Here is a 23049-nt window from a genome sequence, read left to right as displayed (position 1 = left end):
CCAAGCTCTTCCAAACCTCGGGCAAGCATTGCCCTATACCCTGCACGGTCCTGAATGAACGGAGAAAAGGCTATGGCCCAACCATTCCTCGAAACCATTTTCTGACACATTAGCCAAGGCCATACCAACCGAGCGCACATCATCAAACCAGGCTTTGCTTGTCCCTGAACCCAGATTTTCATGCACGTAAGGCGTGTCATCTTTTACCGCCGTCCACCGCTTGAACGAAGCACGTCTCACTTGGCATGGGACGCATCGACCGCAGTATTTTTACCCAAAACGCTGGAATCGTCCCAACTGTTGGATGCAATGGCATGCAGCTTCAGCAGATCCTGGTTACGACACTCGGCCAACATTTCTACTTTCGTCTTCAAAGCATAAGGGTTGTGGATGCGTACATTGATGTCGGCAACGTTGAAAATCGCTTGCAGCCGCCCGAGATGGCGTCAACGGCGGATTGATCGCGATGAAACCGTTCTCGCAAATATACAGCGGCACCGTTTCGCCACGATGGTAACTATCAAGTGAAGTTGCTACTGCCAGTCCGAACGCGAGGAAGATGATCGAGCGTGCCCTCTGGGAGGGCTCTTGCGCACCGGGAGATCGGGTGACGTGGTTAAGTCCGATCCTGGATAGCCCGAGGCTCTGGGCAAAGTGATCCTGTTTTTCCCCACCCCCCGAACAGTCTGGCTGACGGCGTAGGGCTTCACGCCTTGTGCAACTAGATCAATGGAACCTATCAGGCTATCGAGGCCAAGCCCCTGAGACCCCGATGGAAATGGGACGGCCATTTGCGGAGTATATGATCTCGGCAACCGCATCGGCCACACCAGAGAAATTGAGGAAATCTGTTTCTGTCTCGTTATCTATCCACATAGCAACCCTCCCTGAAAGTCATGGCGTCAAGCGGTGGCAGTGACGCGCCATAGTAGCCCTCCAGCAGGGCAAAGGGCCACCATATCGAGGAGGGCCCCGCGCCTCTGCATTGATGGGGAGCATCGCTCAGTTGCTTTCAGCGGGCGAGCGTCAACCAAGAGCAGTAGTTTGAGATCGAAAGGAGCTGCGAAAATGATTTTCTCTGCTAAACCTCATGGTGAGATTTTCCTGAACGGACAACGACGGACAAGCGACTGTAACCGCCACTTGCACTAAAGGCTGTTCATACATACAGTGTAAGTGTGCTGGCGAATTCAAACGAGATTGACCTTTCGGCAATTCTGAAGGCCAAAGTAAAAGAACTCGTATAAGCTTTGCCGCCCACAAACACTCGTTCGTCCATGCCCGATATACGTCGCCTTCGCGACAGGTAGGATTCACATGAGCAAGCGCCATCCCAATCTGAGGCTCACGTCGCCTCGATGCACCTACTGCGGCGCCATATGGCACCCGGCAGAAGGTATCGATGCACTCGCAACATATTGCCCTAATTGCTCGGATCAGCGTCGAGCCGCCGCTCAGGATCATTTCCAACTCAAGCCATTGAGCGCTGCCGACTTTGTCAACGGTTATCTGCTGCCCCGGCGTCTGCGCAGCGCAGCTGGCTAAGAGCACTCGTTAGCGGGAGAAGTAGGTTTCCAGCTCCCGGTCAACCTTCTTGCGAGGTATGACGCCTTGCGATTGGCCGAGTGTCATTTTGCGTCCCGTCCCTACAGGCTCGCTCCAGGCCTTCCACTCATGACGCCGCTCAGAATGCAGATTCCACTCCACGAAGTTCAGGCGCTTGGGGGACTGTAGCTCCCATCGCACCAATTCCGGGGTTACATTTGTTTCCCAGGGTTGGTCGATCGGGAGACCCGAAATGGCATTCAGGACGTCGCCGGTAGTGGCGTAGCGGGCAGCAGAGTCATCTGCAAGCATCTTACGGATTACGCGGCGCCATGGTTTGGGGATGTGTGGTAACCAACGCAGGCGATCTGCGAGCCCGCCATTGCGCACAATGTCTACAGGCGCCTCGTTCTGAAGGATGTACCAGGTCTCCCCATGAAGCAGCCGGAAAAGCGTCATACCCAGAGCCCAAATGTCGCTCTTGACGCTGGTTCCGCCCCCCTGCCAAACCTCGAACGCGATGTGATCCGCATAACCCGCAGCGGAGCCATAGCCCAGCAGCAAATCATCTGTCACTAGCCCGAAGTCACCGAGCTTCGCCAAGCCCGTGTGATCGAGCAAGATGTTGCCCGGTTTGATGTCCCGGTGAAGCATGCCACGCCCATGCAACGCGTCCAGGCCGATCAGGACATCGGTCGCAATCTTATGCACACGAGCCAAAGGTAGTGGGCTTTGCTCGTAAAGGGGCTGCAACGATCCGCCAGGGCAGTAAGCCATCGTGAATCGGATGCTGTCTTGCAGCTCCTCAATTCCGTACACCTGAACTACGTTTCGATGAGAGGCGCTCGAAAGGTGCTTGGCCTCAACCAAAAAACCCTCCCTAATCGCCTTCCACTCAGCATCATCATGCTCGGGCTTTCGGGCCAGCACTTTAACCGCGACATCTCCGTGGACGCCGCACTTGCCCAGGAACACCTCGCCGAAGTGACCGTTGCCCAGCTTCTTGATGATTTCGAGTTCCGGTACGACGCTGCTCATGGCCGGTTCCTGTGGGCGACTACCAACATGGCGGCCTCGCGGCTTCCCTTGCGAAGCTTGGCCCCGTTGAGCTGCTGCTCCCAGAAAGGATCGTCCTTGAGGATCTCGTCAACCTTGCGCTTGTAAGTTCTGGATATCCAGGCCTTGTCCATGACACGGATCTCACAGGCAGACGCAGCGGCGCACATGATCACACCCCTCAGCTCAGCTCCATCCAAGAGACCACCCTTTGCTGCGCTGCCCTGCGGCAATGCACTAGCTTTGATGACGACCTGATTCACGCCGTTCTGCTGGATGTATGACACGCAGCGATGGAACAGCGTTTCATACGCCTTCGGGCGATCTCCTGCCGCTAGTTTCCAGGTGTCGTCCTTGATCAGGACGAGCGGTTCATCCGAGTCGTCCGGGATCGTGGTATCCACTACGGTTACATCACTCGCACTGACTACCAGTCCTACGCAGCGTAAGGCCATATACTTTTCCTTGTGGAGGCAATTAAATATCACCCCATGGTATTACAGCGTTCGGCTTCGTCAATCACCCCTTCTCGGGGAAAAAACCCAGCCTAAGCTCGGATAAGTCGAAAATTGCCAGGTCGGACAGGAAGGGAGTCGCAGACGAGCTATGCGTCAGCACCTGCTGGTAAGGCTCTGGACGGTCGAGCAGCCGCGCCCGGTGAGGGTGTGAGAGAACGGTAGCCGGACTGGCTACACGGAAAACAATTACGGAACTGAATCTTGAACAACAGCACGCCAAGTTATCAAACCCTGCAAGCTGGGCTTGCTTCCATCGCTCGATCCATCGGCTCTTGGGTCAAAAAAGTGTTCCTGGGCACCTGCCTGCTCGTTGGCACCAGTTACGGATCCATGATCATCGCGCTGCTGAGCATTGGGAGCGCAGCCATGATTTCCGTTATGAGCGGCAACATTAAAGACGAGTACACCTCCACTCACACACTGGAGCAGTTTTTCGAGACAGAGTACCTATGGCCATCGATCATGTTGTCGATCTTCGCCGTGATCGCCGTTTTCTTGCGTGAAGTAGGGGTTGTCACCTCCACCCGAAAAAAAGAAAAGGAACTGCAAGATCGCCTGACGACCATGCCGCCCAAGCAGTTTCTGGCGGCCTACAGCGATGCTGTAATCGACATTCGGTTCTTATTTGAGAGCCAAGCGCAGGATGACTCCCAGCCGATGACCAAACAGAGCTTGGCGAGTGATATCCGCGTGGTGCTCACTAAGATACTCGTGTTGGCACAAAACTGGGACAGCGCTCCTACCGAGACATATCGGGCCAACGTAATGATGGTGGAGCTGGACAAAGATGCCATTCGTAGGAACTTCTCGCAGCAAGTCAACGAAAGCCCGTTCTTCTTGTTCAGCTCAAACATTGATGCTCGCCTGGATAACGCCGACGGCATACTTCACATCACCGACCTAGAACTGTCCACCTCCGTAGGTAACCAGGATCTTGCCGCTCCAGATAACGACATCCGTCCGATCTGCTTCCCCTTCAAAGTCGACGCGAATGATCATGCAAAGTCGCAACCTAATCTGCCAGGCGGGCCGGTAGCTGTCTCCACCAATGAGTCACAGTATATTCAAGACTCCCGCACGCATTTCAAAGACTGGCTGGAAGACGAGGCGCGGCAAAACCCTCACGTGACCGAACACTACAAAACGACGATTGGCAAGTACTACACCACGCACCGTTATGCAACGTCGATACTTTCCATTCCGCTAGCGCTAGGCGACGACACCAAAACCCCAATTGGATGCCTAAACATCTATAACAACAAGGCAAATATTTTAATGGGCGACAGCCGCAATGCACAATTTGTCCAGCTATTGCAACCGATTTGCGCGTATTTGCATGATATGATATTATTATACCGTGCATTTATTGACATGGAGGCTAGTGAAAATGACTGAACTTGCCGTAGCTAAAGTTGCCGCCGAAGAGACCGGTGACGCTAAAGTGAGCGCCTCCGCTGCTTTGAAGCACAAAGCATTCGCAAAGATTTACAGTGGCCGGATGTCTCGCGATGAGCTCAGGGCTTCTATGTTGGCCAAGGCTAAAGATGTAGTTGAAAAGGGCATTGGAACCCTTGATCTCGTTACAGTAGTCGAGCACCGCTAGGGGCTCAGCCGCTACCACTTGAAAGCCACCGCAAGGTGGCTTTATTGTTTCTGCAATGCACTGCATCTGAGCCGTACTTCCAGGCGGAATCTAGGCTACAGACATCAGGTTAGGCCGCTCTGCAATTTGAGTTCTCGCATGTGCTCGAAAACTTGAGCAGTGACAAGCTCCCTGAAGTCATCCATGTAGATGATTTGCACACCGTAATGACCTACCGTGGCGGCAAAAGCCTCACCCAAAAAGAAAATTTTACTTCTATACTTTCTTACAATAGGAATAATGAAACTTTCACCCTGATGCTTTACCTTAATCAAAAAGCAAAGAAACTCCCCTACAAACTTTATTGCATTGCAATTGCTCCGCACCGCCAATTCATGATAGCGCGTAATCGGAGCGATAATGAAAGTCTGGTCATTGCAAGCTAGGTGCTCATCCTCGTCTTCGTCATATTTAATTTCCACGCTTCGGATCATCAGTTCATCTTCATCATACGCAGATTTCATCAAAAATTTGGGGAAGTCGATTTGAAGAATTCCTTCAGCGTCAATCTCAGCATCTGCGAAGGCGTAAACTACATCTGAAATCTTCTGGAACTGACCGCCGTAGTAAGCCAGTACCTCATAACCACCACCGCAGAGCATTTTGATAGTTTCAGACTCAAAGCGCCCCTCAAACTCACTGATCAAATGAAGGACGAACTGCCGAAGAGCCATGCAGGTTCCGAGAGCGACTACATCCCCTTCAGGAACATCAAAATTATCAGGAGAAAACTGCTCGAAGTACTCGACAATATACTTTCCACCACTTCCTCCAACCCACAGTTCAAAATGGTCATTCCCACCCCCAAATTCGGCATCAACATTTGAAATGCTAATTTCATCGCCCTCAATACTGAGTGCAATAATGCTGACCTCAGCTTTTCTCAGTAGCTTGTCTGCGAGAAACGCCTCGATGAAACGTTTACCTGAGAGTTGAGGATCCACCTTGATAAGTTGATCAATCAATCGTCCAACAGCCTGGATATCATTGACATTGCCAGCAAAAGCTACAGCAAAGCGCTCATTCACCAGCAAAATCTTCTGGCATAGCCCCATCACTACACGGTCATTTAATCCAGGCTCACCATCTTTGGCGTGGAACGACGGGATTGGAGAAGAGTTCATCCACATATCGGGGCTAGTGAGGAGAATATCCGCTTGCAGGAACGCACCGACTTTCAGCTTGTAACCCGCGATCATAGTCATGTTCGAATCCTTAGGAGTGAGAAGCGGGCTACGGTACATCTCCCTCTGCCTGGGACAAAACCGTTTTAACGGCAGAACACTGCACTCTCGGGGCTGCCGACGATCAGGTGGTTCTCCGATCAATTGCATCGTTCGAGGGTGCTGCAGGGGTATTGGGGACTGGCGTGCGTAGCTGTGGGGAAATGACGTTCAGTCGCCTTGAGGGCGAGCATAGCGGGAGGATATGAGCCGGTTTCGAGACCGTGGCGACTGCGGTAGGTGACATTGAGATCACGCCGAGGTTTGTCATAGGGTGAAACTTCAACGAGGGGCCAGGGACTTGCCTGGAAGGAGCTCACTTTTGGCAGGAGAATGCCCTGAGCTTTGACAAGATTTCAGGGTATTTCGGTGAATGTGGCAAAACGTGGAATTCGTCGAAGATCAACAGGCCCACGCCGTCCAGCGCCGGGTCGTCCTGCAGGCGGCGGGTGAGGATACCTTCGGTGACCACCTCGATGCGCGTGTTGGGGCCGACTTTACTGTCCAACCGAATGCGGTAGCCCACGGTCTCACCGACCTTTTCACCCAGCTCACTGGCCAGCCGCTCGGCAGCAGCACGGGCGGCCAGGCGCCGGGGTTCGAGCATCAGGATGGTTTGCCCGGCGAGCCAGGGCTCATTCAACAAAGCCAAGGGCACCCGCGTGGTTTTACCGGCGCCGGGGGGCGCTTCCAGCACGGCTTCATGGCGATGCGCCAAGGCGTCACGCAGGGCGGGTAAAACATCATCGATCGGCAACGAATTCATACTGGCTCCAAAGCAGAGCGGCGAGTATAACGGCGAACTGCATAATCCCATTGGGAACAGAGTCAGATGTGGGAGCGGGCTTGCTCGCGAATGCGGTGGGTCAGCGACATATCGGATGGCTGATACACCGCTTTCGCGAGCAAGCCCGCTCCCACATTTGGACATCATCGCCTTGTGGACTGGCTTATAGTCACCCTTAAATCTGTTCAGGAGACTTTTTCATGCGTATCGCTTCCCGTGTCATCGGCGGTGTACTCGCCGTTACCCTGCTGAGCCAACTCACCGCCTGCGGGTCGATTTTCTACCCCGACCGCCGTGGCCAGATCGACGGCAAGATCGACCCGACCATCGCGGTACTTGATGCCCTCGGCCTGTTGTTTTATGTGATCCCCGGCCTGATCGCCTTCGGTGTCGACTTCGCCACGGGCGCCATTTACTTCGAACCGGGCAAGACCGCTCAGGTCGCCCCCGAGAAACTGCACGAAGCCATCGGCGCCGACGGCACGGTCGATAACGCCAAGCTGCAAAGCATCATCCAGAAAGAAACCGGCCGCACCTTGCCGCTGGACGACCCACGCCTGATCCAGTTCAAGGGCAGCGTGCAGCAACTGGCGGCCCTGGGCCTGCAGCCTGCCGCGTAAGGACAGCTCATGACCAGCAGCCCCGAACACGCAAGGCTTCTGCGCCTGGCCACCCGCGCCTCGGTGGGCGTGGCCTGTGTGTTGATTGTGACCAAGGCCATCGCCTGGTGGCTCAGCGGCTCGGTGAGCATGCTCGCCGGGTTGACCGACTCACTGCTCGACGGCGTCACTTCGCTGTTGAATTTGCTGGCAGTGCATTACGCCCTGCGCCCGGCCGATGATGATCACCGGTATGGGCATGGCAAGGCGGAGTCGCTGGCGGGGATGGCGCAGGCCTTGTTTATCGCCGGCAGTGCGGTGCTGATTGCGCTCCAGGCGTATGAACGGCTCAAGCACCCAGAGCCTGTTGGCGCACCGTGGTTGAGTATCGGCGTGATTATCTTGTCGCTGGCGCTGACCGTGGCCCTGCTGATGCTGCAACACCGCGTGGTGCGCGAGACCGGCTCCAACGCGGTGCGTGCCGACTCGCTGCATTACCGCTCAGACTTGCTGCTCAATGGCAGCATCCTGATTGCGCTGGTGTTGGCAGGTTTTGGCTTTCATCAGGTTGATGCCTGGTTTGGCCTGGGGATCGCCGCCTACATTCTGTGGAGCGCGATCCAGATCGCCAGGGAAAGCTTTGCGGTGTTGATGGACGAAGAGCTACCGCCGGATGTCAGCCAGCACATGCTGGAACTGGCCCGCGGCGTGCCCGGCGTACTGGGTGCCCACGACTTGCGCACGCGGGTTTCCGGCAACCACTGGTTTGTGCAGTTGCACTTGGAGTTACCGGGGGAATTGACCCTGTCGGTGGCCCACGGCATCAGCGACCAGGCCGCCGATGCCATTCACCGGGAATACCCGAAAGCCGAAGTGCTGGTGCACGCCGACCCACGGGAAGTGGTCACCGGCAACAAAACCTAGTACTGCACCTGATACCCCCGACTGCCCAGGCAGTTGCCCTGGGCCTGGCGGTAGGTTTGCACCACTGCAGGGTCGGGGGCGTAAGTCACGGTGCGGGGGTCGAAGCCACTTTGCTGCACCGCCCAGCGATAACAGTCGTAGCCGTCCTGCTGTACCTGGGCTGGCGATTGGCCGTTGGCCGGGTAAGCCACCACGTCATAACCGTTGCCTTGAGGCGTCGGCGGGGGTGATGGCACCTGCGTCGGTGGTTGTACCACCACGTATTGCTGGGTGCTTTGCTCGTAGGCGTAATAGGCGCCTGCGGCGAGGAACAACAGCGAGCCGCCTACCCACACTTCACGCGCGTAGTCCGGCAGGTAATGCACGCGAATGCCATAGGGCGGCGTCACCACTACGTAGCGAGGGCCTTGGGGCCGGTACCAGTAGCCACCCGAGAAGAAGTAATCCTGGCCACGGTAAGGCACGCGGTAATTGCGGTCGGGGAAACGGTCGATGACATAACCAGGGCGATGCTGCGGGCCTGGCCCCCAGCCATTGCCATGCCCGTCGGGGCGGCCTGGCCAGCGGTTATCACCGGGGCGATCGTTACCCGGACGCGAACCGGGGCCGCCGGCCTCCCAATGCCTGTTGTCATCGGGGCGTCTGGGAATATCACGGTAGTAACCCTGGCGCGGCTCCTGGGTCTGGCGCACGGTATCGGGCCGGCCCTGGATCGGCAGGTTATTGGAGGGTTGCGGTTGCGGTGCCGGTCGCCCCGGCTCATAACCCTGAGGCCGGCCTTGCCATTGGCCGCCCTCATGCTGGCCGCCACGCTCACCCTGCGGGTTTTGTGGGCGTGGCTGATTGTGCTCAGGCCGTTGCCCCTGGCCCGGTGAGTTATCGCGTTCGTCGGCCATCGCCTGGGAGCCGACGCTGACCACCAGCAAACCAACACCTGCCATACGCCAGATGCGCTTCATGCTTTTCCTCACTGCGGATTGGGGCTTGATCATGAGACTGGAAAAGCCTCACCCGGTTCTGAGACAGGTTATCAGTCACGAGAACTATTTTCTGAAGGCAAAACGCGCACAAAGAAAAAGGGGTGACCCGTCGGCCACCCCTTGAGAATTTCGTCCTGGCTCAACGCTTTTGACGTTGGCTCACCTCACGCCGTCTTGTGGACAGTGTGCAGCCTGGAGGCCGGCTCAACCCTGCTGGGGCGGCGGCCGCAACGGGCCTGATTGGGCGCGTTGCTGTGGACTGTTGTCCAGGCGGTGATTCTGTTGGTAATCATAGGCGTGCCGGGCGGACAGATGATTGCGAAGATTGCGTCAATAAACAGTGCTTGCGCAATTTTTAACCCTTCATGGATAATTCACCGCAATAGTTACGACAAAGGCCAACCCAATGAGCAAGCTTGACCGATACGACCTGAGTATTCTGGCGGAATTGCAGCGCGACGCGAGGATCTCCAACCAGGAGCTGGCCGAACGCATCGGTCTGTCGCCTTCGCCCTGCTCACGCCGGGTCAAGCAATTGGAAGACGACGGCTACATCGCCCGCCAGGTCGCCCTGCTCGACCGCAAGATGCTCGGCCTGAGCCTCACTGCTTATGTATTGATCGGCATGGACCGTCACACGCCGGAACGCTTCGAGAATTTCGAAGCCGCCATCCGCACCCTGCCGCAAGTGCTGGAGTGCAGTTTGGTGACCGGGATGGATGCGGACTATCAACTGAAGGTGGTGGTGCCGGACATGGATCACTATCAGAAATTGCTGCTGGGGCACCTGACCCGCATTGAAGGGGTGACCAGCGTGCGTTCCAGCTTTGTGCTGAACCAGGTGCTCAACAGCACCGAACTGCCCCTGACCCACCTGCGCACCTGAGAGAAACGATGTTCAACTGTAGGAGCGAGCTTGCTCGCGAAAAACGTTAACGATAACGCGTGCTTGCTGAATGGACGCGGCGCCTGTGAGTTTTTCGCGAGCAAGCTCGCTCCTACAATGGCATCAGGGCAAGTCCCCTCCCACAGTTTGACCGTGCAGGACTCAGGTCAATGTTGCGTCTGTAACGCTGCCGTATACTGCTCGCTTGTCTTGTCGGAAGAGCCCCATGAACAACATCGACCCCGCCCTGTTTGAAGAATGGATGATGACCGGCCTGGTCACTATCCTGATCATTTTCATGGGCTTCATCGTCTGGGACCTGGCAAAGAAATCCAAGGCCGGGCGCTTTGGTTCGTTCATCCTGTTTTTCGTGCTGGGCCTGGGTGTGGCCGCGTTCATCATCAAGAGCGTGGTGATCGGTCTGATTGAATCCGGCGCCTTATAAGCGCGCCGGCACTGCCTTCCACTGGCCCTGATCCAGGCCGTCGATCGACCACTCACCAATACGCACGCGCACCAGGCGCAGTGTGGGCAAGCCGACTGCCGCGGTCATACGCCGTACCTGGCGGTTACGCCCTTCGCGAATCACCAATTCCAGCCAATGAGTGGGCACGCTTTTACGAAAACGCACCGGCGGGTTGCGCGGCCATAATGCCGGCTCATCCAGTTGCCGCGCCTCGGCCGGCAAGGTCATGCCGTCGTTGAGCTCCACGCCTTCGCGCAGGCGTTGCAGTTGCTCTTCGGTGGGCTCGCCTTCTACCTGTACCCAGTAGGTTTTCGCCAGCTTGTGCTTGGGGTCGGCAATCCGTGCCTGGAGCTGACCATCGTTGGTCAACAGCAGTAGGCCCTCGCTGTCCCGGTCCAGGCGCCCTGCCGGGTAAATGCCGGGGATATCAATAAAATCCTTGAGGGTCGCGCGCCCGCCTTCATCGCTGAACTGAGTCAGCACGTCGAAAGGTTTATTGAACAGGATCAACTTCGGCTCGGCCGGAGGCGCCTTGGCAACGCGGCGAGCGGCAGAGTGCGGTGGTTTCACGCCAGGGCGGCGCGAATCGGGACGGCTGGGACGGGACATGGCAAAGGAACATCTAACGGTCAGGACCGACAATGCTAGTGGCCTGACCGCTAAATGACCATCCCAACCGCTTAGCGGAACGGCGGCTCGTCGAAGCTGCGCAGTTTGCGCGAGTGCAAGGAGTTGAGTTCGGTGCGCAACAGGTCGACCGCCTCGATGCCGATCTTCAAGTGCTGGCTGACCGCACGCTCGTAGAACGCGTTGGCCGAACCCGGCAGCTTGATCTCGCTGTGCAAGGGTTTGTCCGATACGCACAACAAGGTGCCGTAAGGCACGCGCAAACGGTAACCCTGGGCGGCGATGGTGCCGCTTTCCATGTCCACGGCCACGGCGCGGGACAGGTTGATCAGCGGCCGCTCCTGGGCCCAGCGCAGTTCCCAGTTACGGTCGTCATAGGTCAGTACGGTGCCGGTGCGCAGGCGTTTTTTCAGCTCTTCGCCTTTTTCGCCAGTGACCTTGGCCGCCGCCTGCTGAAGCGCCATCTGCACCTCGGCCAGGGCTGGGATTGGGATGTTCGGCGGTACTACACGGTCCAGAATCCCGTCGCGACGCATATAGGCGTGGGCCAGTACGTAGTCGCCGATGGTCTGGGATTGGCGCAGGCCGCCGCAGTGGCCGATCATCAGCCAGCAATGCGGGCGTAGTACGGCCAGGTGGTCGGTGATGTTCTTGGCGTTGGACGGGCCCACGCCGATGTTCACCAGGGTCACGCCGTGGCCGTCAGTGGCCTGCAGGTGATACGCCGGCATCTGGTAGCGGTGCCAGACCACGCCGGCGGCAATGGCCGAGGCTTCGCCGTGGTCCATGCTCTTGTCGATCACCACGTTGCCGGGCAGCACCATGCGGATAAACCGCGGGTCGCTGCGCAGCTGCTCCAGGCCATGCAGGATGAACTGGTCCACGTAGCGGTGGTAGTTGGTCAGCAAGATCCACGGCTGCACATGGCGCCAGTCGCTGCCGGTGTAATGCACCAGGCGACGCAGGGAAAAGTCCACGCGGGCGGCATCGAACAGGGCCAGGGGCAGTGGGTCGGTGTTTTCCCAGTCGTACAGGCCATCGGCAATGCCGTCGGTGGCGGCGGACAGGTCGGTACTGGGGAATACACGGGCCAGGGTCGCGGCGGTGACGCCGGAGCCGGCCAGTTCATCGCCCTGCTCCACCACATAGGGGTACGGGATGTTCTGCTGGCTGACGCCCACTTCCACCGTCACGGTGAAGTCGTGCATCAGCGGCACCAGTTGCTCCAGCAGGTACTTACGGAACGCGGCCGGGTGGGTCACGGTGACGCTGTAGGTACCCGGCAGTTGCACCTTGGCATACGCCCGAGTGGTTTGGGGGACTTCACCGTGGCAGTGGTAGGTAAGGCGCAGTTCCGGGTAGCGAAACAATGCGCGCTGCTCGGAGTCGGGCTCGACGCGGTCCTTGAGGTATTGCTTGAGCGCTTGGTTGAGCGCGCCAGTCGCACGCTCATGCAGCGCCGCCAGCCGGTCCACGGCTTCTTCAGCGGTTTTAACGACAACAAAAGCTTCGGTCACGGTAAGCATCCTGTGTTCTGACTTGCAGGCCTTTATCTTGCCTGTATCCAGGCCTCACCGAAACCACAGGATTGGAATGCGGTAAATAATGTGGGAGCGGGCTTGCTCGCGAATGCGGTGGGTCAGTAACTGAATAGGTAACTGATACACCGCATTCGCGAGCAAGCCCGCTCCCACATTTGGATTGTGTTTATTCAGAGGGATTGCGGGGTTGAGCGGGCGACAATCGCTTGCACATCCACCCCACGCGGCAAGGTGCCATATACCCGCCCCGACGACTCACCCAACCGGCTGGCGATAAACCCATCGCTCACCGCCGCATTACCCGCCTCCAGCAGCAACTTGGCCTGCAACGCCAGGGCAATGTCCTCGGTCAGTTGCCGCGCCCGATACTGTATATCCTGGGTGTCCATGAACGCCGCCTTCAACTGCTCGATATGCCGCGCCAACTGCTTGTCGCCGTGGCCATCGCCCAGCTCCACGAACAGCGCTTCCAGTACTCCCGGCTCTTTGGACAGTGCACGCAATACGTCCAGGCACTGCACATTGCCGGAACCTTCCCACGTCGAATTCACCGGTGCCTCGCGGTAAAGGCGCGGCAGGATGCTGTCTTCTACATACCCGGCACCGCCCATGCATTCCGCGGCTTCGTTGATCATCGCGGGCGCGCGCTTGCAGATCCAATACTTGCCCACCGCCGTGACCAGCCGGGCGAACTTGGCTTCATGTTCATCATCAAGATGATCCAGGGCGCGCCCCATGCGCAGGCTCAAGGCCAGGGCCGCTTCGCTTTCCAGGGCCAGGTCGGCCAGTACGTTCTGCATCAGCGGCTGCTCGCTGAGCACGCGGCCACCCACCTGGCGATGGGCGCAGTGATGGCTGGCCTGGGTCAGCGCCTGGCGCATCAAGGCGCTGGAGCCGACCATGCAATCGAAGCGGGTCATGGCGACCATTTCGATGATGGTTGGAACGCCGCGGCCTTCTTCACCGACCATCCACGCCAGGGCGCCGCGAAATTCCACTTCGCTGGAGGCGTTGGAGCAGTTGCCGAGTTTGTTCTTCAAACGCTGGATATAGAACTCGTTGCGCGTGTCATCCGGGCGGTGCCGGGGCAGCAGGAAACAGGTCAGGCCCTTGTCGGTCTGGGCCAGGGTCAGAAAACCATCGCACATCGGTGCCGAGCAGAACCATTTATGCCCCACCAGTTCGTAGGCTTGGCCGGGGCCACCCGCGCCCACGGGGTAAGCACGGGTGGTGTTAGCACGTACGTCGGTGCCGCCCTGCTTCTCGGTCATGGCCATGCCGATAGTGGCGCCGGCCTTGTGCGCGATGCCGACATTGCGCGGGTCGTATTGGGTATTGAGCACTTTAGGCAGCCAGAGGTCCGCCAGCTCCGGTTGCAGGCGCAGGGCCGGAACGCAGGCGAAGGTCATGGTCAACGGGCAGCCGCTGCCGGCTTCGGCCTGGCTGTGCAGGTAGGTCATCGCCGCACGCGCCACATGGGCGCCAGCCTGCGGATGGGCCCACGGCAGCGACGGCAGGCCATGTTCGACGGCGGTGCGCATCAGCTCGTGATAAGCCGGGTGAAACTCCACCAGGTCGATGCGATGGCCATAACGGTCATGGCTGCTGAACACCGGTTTGTTCTGGTTGGCCAGGAACCCGGCTGCCATCAACGGCCCACCCGCCAGCGCGCCGTAGGCATCAATGCGCGCTTGGGCCCAGCCGGCGCCAAAGCGGCGTGACCATTCCTGCAGGGGCAAGTCGATGCGATACAGGTTGGTGCCGTCCAGGGACGGTGGCTGGTTGGTGACGTCGTGGGTTTCGGCAAACTGATGCAGGTTCATGACGGGCCTCCTGGAAAAAAGGCCGCATCGATTTCAGGCTGCCTGTAGGAGCGAGCTTGCTCGCGAAAAACCTGAGAGCAACGCGCTAACCCAGGAGGGGCGCGTTATCGTTGAGGTTCTTCGCGAGCAAGCTCGCTCCTACAAAAAAACACAGATCGATTGAGGCCGGTTTTTCCAGTTAAGCATCGCCATCGCGCTTAAAAAAGTGGCATACGCGCCGAATGTTCGGCGCTTTCACCCTCATCCGCGCACAGCACGCTACGCTCAAGCGCCGCCTGCAAGGCGTCGAAACGCACCGGCTTGGCCAGTCGGTCCGTCATGCCAATGCCATGGCAGCGCTCACGCTCCGGCCCATTGGGCGAAGTACTCAGGGCGATCACCGGCAATTCACCGCAGCCGGGCAATGCGCGAATCTGGCAGCACAACGAAAAGCCACCCTCTGGCACATCCAGCAGCACGGCGTCGAAGCTGTGCCCTTGCAATGCAGCGAGCGCCGCCGGGCCGCTCTCCACAGTTTTGACCCGATAACCGAGCTTGAGCAACATGCCACGCACCGCCAGTTGGCCCACGCTGTTGTCGTCCACCAGCAGCACCGTGCACGCCTGAGGCGTACGCTGTGCAGGCAGCGTTTGCGTGGCGGGCGTCACCTGCTGCGGCACCGCGCTGACGTCCACTTCCAACTGGAAGCGACTGCCTTTACGGGGCTCCGAATGATGGGTCAGGCGCCCGCCCAGCAGCTCGATCAACTGCCGGCAGATCGCCAGGCCAATGCCCAGGCCGCCGTACTCACGCGTCATCGAGCCATCGAGCTGGAAGAAACGCTGATACAGCGTAGCCTCATCGAGAAAGGCGAAGCCGATACCGGTGTCGGTGACGATAAAGCTCAGGTGCAAGGCGCCATTCCCTTGGGGCACGCCCACCACCCGCAAGCGCACCGCGCCGACGTGGGTGAATTTGAAGGCATTGTCGAGCAGGCAATCCAGGCACTGGAGCAGTTTGTCGGCATCGCCGATCAGTTGATCCGGCACCTCATCGGCCACATCAATGGAGAACGCCAGGCCTTTGCTCTGGGCGCTGCCGGTGAATTGCTGGCGCAAGGTATCGAGCGTGCCGCGCAGGCTGAACACTTGCGGCTGGGCCACCAGGCGACCGGCCTGTAACTCGGTGAGGGTGAGGATGCCGTTGACCATGCGCATCATGTCCCGCGCCGAGCCGGCGGCGGTTTGCTGGTACTGCGTCAGGTCATCGTCCAATGACACGGTTTGCATCAGCTCCAGCGAGCCGATCACACCGTTCATCGGCGTGCGCAATTCGTGGGTCAGGGTGGCAAGAAATTCGTCTTTGAGGCGGTTGCTGCGGGCCAGTTGCTGGTTGAGCGCTTCGAGTTTCTGGCTGGCATCGAGGAGAATCTGCGCCTGCTGTTCGCGCATGCCGTTGATGCGGTCGGCCAGGGCCAGGGACAACAACGCCACTTCAATGGCTGAGCCGAGCTGGCTGGCGTACATGGTGAGGAACACGTTAGGCAGGTAACCCAGCACCATCAAGGTATTGACCACCCCGCCGAGCAGGAAGGCCGACCAGGCGATGATGAAATAACGCGCCATGCGCTGCCCGCAATACCAGGCCTTGATAGCCGCCACGAAGATGGTCACGGTAAACACCAGCGCCAGCGCCGTGGCCAGGCGCAGGGCCACGGCGTAACTGGTCAACAACGCCAGCGCCATCACCAACCCACCACAGGCCGCCAGGGCCAGCAGGATACGGTTGAGCCAGCGGCTGTGCTGCGCGGTGTGCAGGAAACTGCGCGCGAACAGACTGCCGAACAAGGCCGCCGAGCCGATCAGGAACGGCACCGCCGCATTCGCCCACCATGGGTTGTTCGGCCAGAAGTACTCCACCGCGACGCCATTGACCGACAGCTGGTACAAGCCGAACGAAGCGATATAGAAGATGTAATAGAGATAGCTGGTGTCGCGCACGCTCAGGTAGATGAACAGGTTGTAGATCAGCATGCCCAGCAACACACCGTAGATGGCCCCCAGCACGTACAAGCGCAGCGGCTGCTCTTCCATGTAGGCGGTGCCGGCCCACAATGTCAGCGGTGCCTGGATCGAGCCTTGGCTTTGCAAGCGCAGGTAGACGGTTTGTTGCTGGTCGGGCAGGAAGTTGAGCTTGAACAGGTAGTTGCTCTGGCTCACCTCACGGCTGGAAAACGGCAACGCGCTGCCGGTGCGGGCGGTGAGGCGGTAGTGACCGGTGCCGTCGCGCTGATAAAGGTCCAGGCGATTGAGCGGCGGGTAGGCCAGCTCCAGAAACCAGGTGCGCGGTGCGCGGGGGTCGTCGGCGGTGTAATGCAGGTTGACCTTCAGCCAGAACACCGAGCGTGAATAACCGGCGTTAAGGGTGTCTTTATCGTGGGTCTTGAATTGGGCGGCATAGGCGGGGGAACTGACATCGGCGATGGTCAGGGCATCGGTTGGGTCTTCGAGCACTTGCATGACTCGGCCCAACGGGAGGCTTCGCGTGTCCTGGTTGAACTCGACGGCGCTGGCGAGCATCGGCAGCCCGCACAATAAAAAAATCAGCAAATAGCGCATAGAGCCCCAGCGTAGCCTGGTCCGGTTGTGTCAAAAGCCCCCCATTCCTTTTGAGAAGACGTACACCGGCAATACAGTAAGTTGTTTGGATGCACTTTAGCATAGCCAGTAAAAGCCATTAGCCACTGCAGGAACTTTTTTTAGGACGGCTCTAGGGCAATGCTTTCAGCTCATCTCAGTGCAGCGCTCAGCCACGGCAAATCGCGCCGCAGCGGCAAACTCATGCCATCGCCAGACAGCCACGCAAAAAGCGTTTGGTGGTAAGCTCGCGCACCATGAATATCTACTGCTCTCGCCCCGTTGTCCTCTGTCTCTCCGGCCACGACCCCAGTGGGGGCGCCGGCCTGCAGGCAGATATCGAAGCCCTGCTCGCCCAGGGTTGCCACGCGGCCCCGGCCGTCACCGCGTTGACCGTGCAAAACACTGTCAATGTCAGTGATTTCCGCGTGCTTGACCGTGAGTGGGTACTGGCCCAGGCCAATGCTGTGCTCGGCGACTCTGAAGTTGCGGCGGTCAAGCTGGGCATGCTCGGCTCCACCGCGATGGTCGACAACGTGGTCGAACTGCTGCAGGCGCACCCGCATTTGCCGGTGGTCTGCGACCCGGTGCTGCGCGCCGGCGGCGGCGGTAGCCTGGGCAAGGACGAGGTCGGCTATGCGATGCGCGAGCGGCTGCTGCCCCTGTCATTGATCGCCACCCCCAACTTGCCCGAAGCGCGCATCCTCGCGGAACTGCCCGACGGCAGCGCCGACGACTGCGCCGAGAAGCTGCTGCCGTACATCAAACACCTGCTGATCACCGGCGGCCATGGCGACGAGCACGAAGTGCACAACCGCCTGTACAGCCGCGATGGCACGCGCCAGACCTTTACCTGCCAGCGCTTGCCCGGCAGTTATCACGGTTCGGGTTGCACCTTGGCCAGTGCGCTGGCCGGGCGCATTGCCCAGGGCGAAGGCTTGGCCAGCGCCGTGCAAACGGCCCTCAACTACACGTGGCGTACCCTGCGTGATGCCGAACAACTCGGCCAGGGCCAGTTCGTGCCGCGCCGATTGCCGCTGGATTTCTGCTCGTAACTTATCGCTCGTCAGCAAGGGGTTTGCCCGATGAAACTACGCGGCCTTTACGCCATTACCGACAGCCAACTGTTGGCCGGCAAATTCCTCGCCTACGTCGAGGCGGCGCTGGACGGTGGCGTCACCCTGTTGCAGTACCGCGACAAAAGCAGCGACGAGGCACGGCGCCTGCGTGAAGCCGAAAAGCTGTACGAACTGTGCTCACGCTACAAGACCCAATTGATCATCAACGACGACGCCGAACTGGCCGCGCGCCTGGGCGTCGGCGTGCACCTGGGCCAGACCGACGGCCCGCTCACCTCGGCCCGGGCACTACTCGGCGCCAAGGCGATCATCGGCGCCACCTGCCACAGCCAGATCGAACTGGCCGAACAGGCCGCCAAAGAAGGCGCCAGCTACGTCGCCTTCGGCCGCTTCTTCAATTCCACGACCAAACCCGGCGCACCCGCCGCCACCGTTGACATGCTGGCCCAGGCCCGCAAGCGCCTGCACCTGCCGATCTGCGTGATCGGCGGCGTCACCCTGGAAAACGCCGAGCCGCTGGTAGCCCACGGGGCCGACCTGCTCGCCGTGGTCCACGGCCTGTTCGGTGCCGACAGCACCCAGGAAGTCACCCGCCGCGCCCGTGCGTTCAACGACCTTCTTAAATCTTCAGTTTAGAGAGCCCGATCATGTCCCGTTCCGAAACCCTGTTTGCCAACGCCCAGAAACACATCCCCGGTGGTGTGAACTCCCCCGTGCGTGCGTTCAAGAGCGTGGGCGGCACGCCGTTGTTCTTCAAGCATGCCGAAGGCGCCTACGTCACCGATGAAGACGACAAGCGCTATGTTGACTATGTCGGCTCCTGGGGCCCGATGATCCTCGGCCACAGCCATCCGGATGTGCTGGACGCGGTGCGCCAGCAACTGCAACACGGCTTGTCCTACGGCGCCCCGACCGCGATGGAAACCGAGATGGCCGACCTGGTCTGCTCGATCGTGCCGTCGATGGAAATGGTGCGCATGGTCAGCTCCGGCACCGAAGCCACCATGAGCGCGATCCGCCTGGCCCGCGGTTTCACCGGCCGCGACAACATCATCAAGTTCGAAGGCTGCTACCACGGCCACTCCGACAGCCTGCTGGTAAAAGCCGGCTCCGGCGCGCTGACCCAAGGCGTCCCCAATTCCGCTGGTGTGCCTGCGGCGTTCGCCAAGCACACCCTGACCTTGCCGTTCAACGACATCGCGGCCGTCGAGCAGATGCTTAGCGAAGTCGGCCAGGACGTTGCCTGCATCATCGTCGAGCCGGTTGCGGGCAACATGAACTGCGTTCCACCGGCCCCGGGTTTCCTGGAGGGCCTGCGCGAGCAGTGCGACAAGCATGGCGTGGTGCTGATTTTTGACGAAGTGATGACCGGTTTCCGTGTCGCCCTCGGTGGCGCCCAGGCTTACTACGGCGTCACGCCAGACCTGAGCACCTTCGGCAAGATCATCGGCGGCGGCATGCCGGTAGGCTGCTTCGGCGGCAAGCGCGAGATCATGCAACACATCGCCCCGCTCGGCCCGGTATACCAGGCAGGCACCTTGTCGGGTAACCCGCTGGCAATGGCCGCCGGCCTGACCACCCTGCGCCTGATTAGCCGCCCGGGCTTCCACGCCGAGCTGACCGACTACACCACGCGCCTGCTCGACGGCCTGCAACAGCGCGCCGATGCCGCCGGCATCCCATTTGTAACCACCCAGGCCGGTGGCATGTTCGGCCTGTACTTCAGCGGCGCCGACGATATCGTCACCTTCGATGACGTGATGGGCAGCGATGCCGAGCTGTTCAAGCGCTTCTTCCATCTGATGCTTGAAGGCGGCGTGTACCTGGCACCGAGCGCCTTTGAAGCTGGCTTCACTTCGATCGCCCATGGCGAAGCCGAACTGAAATTGACCCTGGATGCTGCCGAGCGCGCCTTCGCGGCCCTGAAATAAGTGACGGCAACCTCTGACGTTGCCCCTGGCAGCGTCAGATTTGCTACTTTGCTTACAGAGAATTCCTGGTTTTTTCGAGATTTGCCCTGCAATCCGGCAGATAACTTGCCCAAGCAGCAGAAAAACGAGTAAAGACTTTGTAAGCAGAGGCCTGCTTATTTCATAATGCGCGCTTATTGGACTCCCTCGAGGGTCCGCGCGCCCCGTCAGAGGTAAGTCGATTCCCATGAAACGCACCGGCCGCACCCTGGTTCTGGGCTGCCTGTTGCTCCTTCAACCGCTACTGGCACATGCCCAGGCCGGCGGCAACTCGTTGTTAATCCCAGCGATGGGTCGTTGCACCCTCAATACCCAGCCAGAGAGCCAGGCCGAAGCCCTGAGCGCGTGCCAGAAACAGGCCGAGGACGGGGATGCGCAGGCGCAATACGAGTTGGGCGAGTACTACCACGACAGCAAGAACCCGGCCGTTGACCTCAACAAAGCGTTGAGCTACTTCGAGAAAGCCTCGTTGCAGGGCCACGCCCAAGCGCAATACCAGTTGGGCAACATGTTCTTCAAAGGCGAAGGCGTGCCGGCCAACAACGTCCAGGCGTACATCGTGCTGAAAATGGCCGCGGTCAACGGCGCTGAAGACGCACTGGACACCGCCGACGAAGTCGCCGAGCACATGCAGCGCGATGAACTGGAAGTGGCGACCCAGGTGCTGGGGCAGATTTTCCGCAACTACCTGCAGGAATTGCAGAGCGCCGATGGGCGTTCGCCGTTCTCACCCCTTCCCTGATTTTTTTGTAGACCTCACATCGCTATCGCAGGCAAGCCAGCTCCCACATTCGACCGCGTTTCAATGTTGGAATGCAGTCAACTGTGGGAGCTGGCTTGCCTGCGATAGGCACACCTCGGTCTAAAGCCCTACTTCTCAGGCATCGGCATCGGAAACGGCATCACATTGCTCGTGCCCCGTGCTTCGCTGATCTTCGGCGTCCCCAGGCGCTCGACTTCATCGATGCGCACAATCGAATGCATCGGCACAAAGCTGCGCACCACGCCTTCGAACTGGGCCTTGAGCTTTTCTTCGCCCGGATCGACCACCAACTGGGTGCGCTCGCCAAAGACGAACTCTTCCACCTCCAGGAAGCCCCACAGATCGCTTTGATAGATCTGCTTGGCGTACATTTCGAACACCTGGCCCTGGTTGAGGAAAATCACCTTATAGATTGGAGCTTCACGTTTGGTCATGGTGGGCGAACAACACATGGGGATATAAAAGAGGGCGCGAACTATAGCATGGCACCCGATGCACAGCGCTAGGAACCAATGGGCATGCCCCCTATAATGCGCGGTTCTTTACCACCAGTTGACGATTCCCATGGCCAAGAAGCTTTACATCGAAACCCACGGTTGCCAGATGAACGAGTACGACAGCTCGCGCATGGTCGACTTGCTGGGCGAACACCAGGCCCTGGAAGTCACTGCCCGCGCCGAAGATGCCGACGTGATCCTGCTCAATACCTGCTCGATCCGCGAGCGGGCCCAGGACCGTGTGTATTCGCAGCTGGGCCGCTGGCGCGAATTGAAACTGGCCAACCCGGACATGGTGATTGCCGTCGGCGGTTGCGTGGCCAGCCAGGAAGGCGCCGCGATCCGCGACCGCGCGCCCTATGTCGATGTGGTGTTCGGCCCGCAAACCCTGCACCGCTTGCCCGAGATGATCGACGCCGCACGCATCACCAAGCTGCCGCAGGTTGACGTGTCGTTCCCCGAAATCGAAAAATTCGACCATCTGCCCGAACCGCGCATCGATGGGCCGAGCGCCTATGTGTCGGTGATGGAAGGCTGCAGCAAGTACTGCACCTTCTGCGTGGTGCCTTACACCCGCGGCGAAGAAGTCAGCCGGCCGTTTGACGATGTGCTGTCGGAAATCATCCACCTGGCTGAAAACGGCGTGCGCGAAGTGACCCTGCTGGGCCAGAACGTCAACGGCTACCGTGGCCAGACCGATGACGGCCGCCTGGCCGACCTGGCGGAATTGATCCGCGTGGTCGCCGCTGTCGATGGCATCGAGCGTATCCGCTACACCACCTCGCACCCGCTGGAGTTTTCCGACAGCCTGATCCAGGCCCACGCCGAAGTGCCAGAGCTGGTCAAACACCTGCACTTGCCGGTGCAATCGGGTTCGGACCGCATTCTGTCGGCGATGAAGCGCAACCACACCGCGCTGGAATACAAATCCAAACTGCGCAAACTGCGCGCTGCCGTGCCGGGCATCTGCATCAGTTCGGACTTTATCGTCGGCTTCCCGGGCGAAACCGAGAAAGACTTCCAGCAGACCATGAAGCTGATCGAAGACGTCGGTTTCGATTTCTCCTACTCGTTCGTCTACAGCCAGCGCCCAGGCACCCCGGCTGCCGACCTGCTGGACGAGACTCCTGAGGCTTTGAAAAAAGAGCGTTTGAACGCGCTGCAACATCGCCTCAATCAGCAGGGCTTTGAAATCAGCCGACAAATGGTCGGTTCGATCCAGCGCATTCTGGTGACCGATTACTCGAAGAAAGACCCGGGAGAATTGCAGGGGCGTACCGAGAACAACCGAATCGTCAACTTCCGCTGCGATAATCCTACGCTGATCGGCCAGTTTGCCGATGTGCACATTGATGCAGCGCAGCCACACTCATTGCGTGGCTCGTTGATCAACTGATCTCGCTGACCGGATGAAGATCAAGATGTGGGAGCTGGCTTTCCTTATGCCAGTCAGTTAAGGCTTTTTTGTAGGAGCGAGCTTGCTCGCGAAAAACTCACAGGCGCCGCGC

The 23049-nt window shown here is 59.2% G+C and carries 21 protein-coding genes and 1 pseudogene; 12 read left to right on the top strand and 10 right to left on the bottom strand.

Going from position 1 to position 23049, the window contains the following annotated elements:
* Positions 1 to 245: 245 nt before the first annotated feature.
* Positions 246 to 461, top strand: a complete 216-nt coding sequence (locus tag ODQ19_RS23195) for a hypothetical protein (protein WP_330211319.1) — start codon at positions 246 to 248, stop codon at positions 459 to 461.
* 1093 nt (positions 462 to 1554) lie between these two features.
* Here the strand turns inward: ODQ19_RS23195 and ODQ19_RS23190 are convergent.
* On the bottom strand, positions 1555 to 2583 hold the full coding sequence (locus ODQ19_RS23190) for a serine/threonine-protein kinase (RefSeq protein WP_130175043.1): 1029 nt from the start codon (positions 2581 to 2583) through the stop codon (positions 1555 to 1557).
* The gene (locus ODQ19_RS23185; protein ID WP_236383793.1) at positions 2580 to 3005 is read right to left on the bottom strand and encodes a hypothetical protein; all 426 of its coding nucleotides are present in this window, start codon (positions 3003 to 3005) and stop codon (positions 2580 to 2582) included. The genes ODQ19_RS23190 and ODQ19_RS23185 overlap by 4 nt, the downstream gene beginning before the upstream one ends.
* Before the next feature lie 315 nt (positions 3006 to 3320).
* On the opposite strand from ODQ19_RS23185, the gene ODQ19_RS23180 reads away from it, so the two are divergent.
* The gene (locus tag ODQ19_RS23180) at positions 3321 to 4514 is read left to right on the top strand and encodes a hypothetical protein (protein WP_330211318.1); all 1194 of its coding nucleotides are present in this window, start codon (positions 3321 to 3323) and stop codon (positions 4512 to 4514) included.
* Positions 4507 to 4722 carry a hypothetical protein gene (locus ODQ19_RS23175; protein WP_076964220.1) on the top strand — a complete coding sequence of 72 codons (216 nt, stop codon included), beginning with the start codon at positions 4507 to 4509 and terminating at the stop codon, positions 4720 to 4722. The genes ODQ19_RS23180 and ODQ19_RS23175 overlap by 8 nt, the downstream gene beginning before the upstream one ends.
* 104 nt (positions 4723 to 4826) lie before the next feature.
* Here the strand turns inward: ODQ19_RS23175 and ODQ19_RS23170 are convergent, their stop codons facing one another.
* Positions 4827 to 5966 (bottom strand): hypothetical protein, encoded by a 1140-nt coding sequence (locus ODQ19_RS23170; RefSeq protein WP_330211317.1) that lies wholly within the window; start codon positions 5964 to 5966, stop codon positions 4827 to 4829.
* Positions 5967 to 6369: 403 nt separating this feature from the next.
* A pseudogene (locus ODQ19_RS23165) lies at positions 6370 to 6750 on the bottom strand (DEAD/DEAH box helicase); the annotation flags it as partial.
* Between the two features lie 221 nt (positions 6751 to 6971).
* Between ODQ19_RS23165 and ODQ19_RS23160 the strand changes: the two are divergent.
* The gene (locus tag ODQ19_RS23160) at positions 6972 to 7391 is read left to right on the top strand and encodes a hypothetical protein (protein WP_003194410.1); all 420 of its coding nucleotides are present in this window, start codon (positions 6972 to 6974) and stop codon (positions 7389 to 7391) included.
* Positions 7392 to 7400: 9 nt separating this feature from the next.
* Positions 7401 to 8294, top strand: a complete 894-nt coding sequence (locus ODQ19_RS23155; RefSeq protein WP_034133765.1) for a cation diffusion facilitator family transporter — start codon at positions 7401 to 7403, stop codon at positions 8292 to 8294.
* On the opposite strand, the gene ODQ19_RS23150 is transcribed toward ODQ19_RS23155, so the two are convergent.
* Positions 8291 to 9253: a DUF6515 family protein gene (locus ODQ19_RS23150; protein ID WP_330211316.1), complete on the bottom strand. Its 963-nt coding sequence runs from the start codon at positions 9251 to 9253 to the stop codon at positions 8291 to 8293. The two genes, ODQ19_RS23155 and ODQ19_RS23150, sit on opposite strands and share 4 nt — an antisense overlap.
* A gap of 427 nt (positions 9254 to 9680) precedes the next feature.
* Here ODQ19_RS23150 and ODQ19_RS23145 point away from each other — a divergent pair, with 427 nt between their 5' ends.
* Both ODQ19_RS23145 and ODQ19_RS23140 read left to right on the top strand, forming a co-directional pair.
* Entirely contained in the window at positions 9681 to 10160 is a 480-nt protein-coding gene (locus ODQ19_RS23145) for an Lrp/AsnC family transcriptional regulator (RefSeq protein WP_003194418.1), read from the top strand.
* 235 nt (positions 10161 to 10395) lie between these two features.
* Positions 10396 to 10605, top strand: coding sequence for a DUF2788 domain-containing protein (locus ODQ19_RS23140; RefSeq protein ID WP_025999909.1), 210 nt, complete (start codon positions 10396 to 10398; stop codon positions 10603 to 10605).
* On the opposite strand, the gene ODQ19_RS23135 is transcribed toward ODQ19_RS23140, so the two are convergent.
* The 4 genes from ODQ19_RS23135 to ODQ19_RS23120 form a co-directional block, all read right to left on the bottom strand.
* A complete protein-coding gene (locus tag ODQ19_RS23135; protein ID WP_105228631.1) occupies positions 10600 to 11235 on the bottom strand; it encodes a pseudouridine synthase in 636 nt (211 codons plus the stop codon). The genes ODQ19_RS23140 and ODQ19_RS23135 overlap by 6 nt on opposite strands.
* Positions 11236 to 11306: 71 nt before the next feature.
* Entirely contained in the window at positions 11307 to 12779 is a 1473-nt protein-coding gene (amn, locus tag ODQ19_RS23130; protein ID WP_165861586.1) for an AMP nucleosidase, read from the bottom strand.
* 185 nt (positions 12780 to 12964) lie between these two features.
* Positions 12965 to 14617 carry an acyl-CoA dehydrogenase family protein gene (locus tag ODQ19_RS23125; RefSeq protein WP_330211315.1) on the bottom strand — a complete coding sequence of 551 codons (1653 nt, stop codon included), beginning with the start codon at positions 14615 to 14617 and terminating at the stop codon, positions 12965 to 12967.
* Positions 14618 to 14814: 197 nt separating this feature from the next.
* Positions 14815 to 17214: a hybrid sensor histidine kinase/response regulator gene (locus tag ODQ19_RS23120; protein ID WP_330211314.1), complete on the bottom strand. Its 2400-nt coding sequence runs from the start codon at positions 17212 to 17214 to the stop codon at positions 14815 to 14817.
* Positions 17215 to 17489: 275 nt separating this feature from the next.
* On the opposite strand from ODQ19_RS23120, the gene ODQ19_RS23115 reads away from it, so the two are divergent.
* From ODQ19_RS23115 to ODQ19_RS23100, 4 genes are all read left to right on the top strand, one after another.
* Positions 17490 to 18287, top strand: coding sequence for a hydroxymethylpyrimidine/phosphomethylpyrimidine kinase (locus tag ODQ19_RS23115; RefSeq protein ID WP_330211313.1), 798 nt, complete (start codon positions 17490 to 17492; stop codon positions 18285 to 18287).
* Between the two features lie 30 nt (positions 18288 to 18317).
* A complete protein-coding gene (thiE, locus tag ODQ19_RS23110) occupies positions 18318 to 18947 on the top strand; it encodes a thiamine phosphate synthase (protein WP_014720063.1) in 630 nt (209 codons plus the stop codon).
* An 11-nt stretch (positions 18948 to 18958) separates the two neighbouring features.
* Positions 18959 to 20242 (top strand): glutamate-1-semialdehyde 2,1-aminomutase, encoded by a 1284-nt coding sequence (gene hemL / locus ODQ19_RS23105; protein WP_032895176.1) that lies wholly within the window; start codon positions 18959 to 18961, stop codon positions 20240 to 20242.
* Between the two features lie 226 nt (positions 20243 to 20468).
* Positions 20469 to 21023 carry a tetratricopeptide repeat protein gene (locus ODQ19_RS23100; protein ID WP_116664996.1) on the top strand — a complete coding sequence of 185 codons (555 nt, stop codon included), beginning with the start codon at positions 20469 to 20471 and terminating at the stop codon, positions 21021 to 21023.
* Positions 21024 to 21151: 128 nt separating this feature from the next.
* Here the strand turns inward: ODQ19_RS23100 and ODQ19_RS23095 are convergent, their stop codons facing one another.
* Complete coding sequence (locus ODQ19_RS23095; protein WP_003194436.1) at positions 21152 to 21478, bottom strand: DUF1820 family protein; 327 nt, start codon at positions 21476 to 21478, stop codon at positions 21152 to 21154.
* Positions 21479 to 21608: 130 nt separating this feature from the next.
* Between ODQ19_RS23095 and miaB the strand changes: the two genes are divergently transcribed.
* Positions 21609 to 22937, top strand: a complete 1329-nt coding sequence (miaB, locus tag ODQ19_RS23090; RefSeq protein ID WP_014720071.1) for a tRNA (N6-isopentenyl adenosine(37)-C2)-methylthiotransferase MiaB — start codon at positions 21609 to 21611, stop codon at positions 22935 to 22937.
* The last annotated feature ends 112 nt before the right edge of the window (positions 22938 to 23049 follow it).

It is taken from the genome of Pseudomonas sp. AM4(2022), from assembly GCF_036346515.1.
Taxonomy (GTDB): Bacteria; Pseudomonadota; Gammaproteobacteria; order Pseudomonadales; family Pseudomonadaceae; genus Aquipseudomonas; species Aquipseudomonas paracarnis.
The sequence above is the reverse complement of the archived record's forward strand: the minus strand, read 5'-3'. Positions and strand labels throughout refer to the sequence as shown.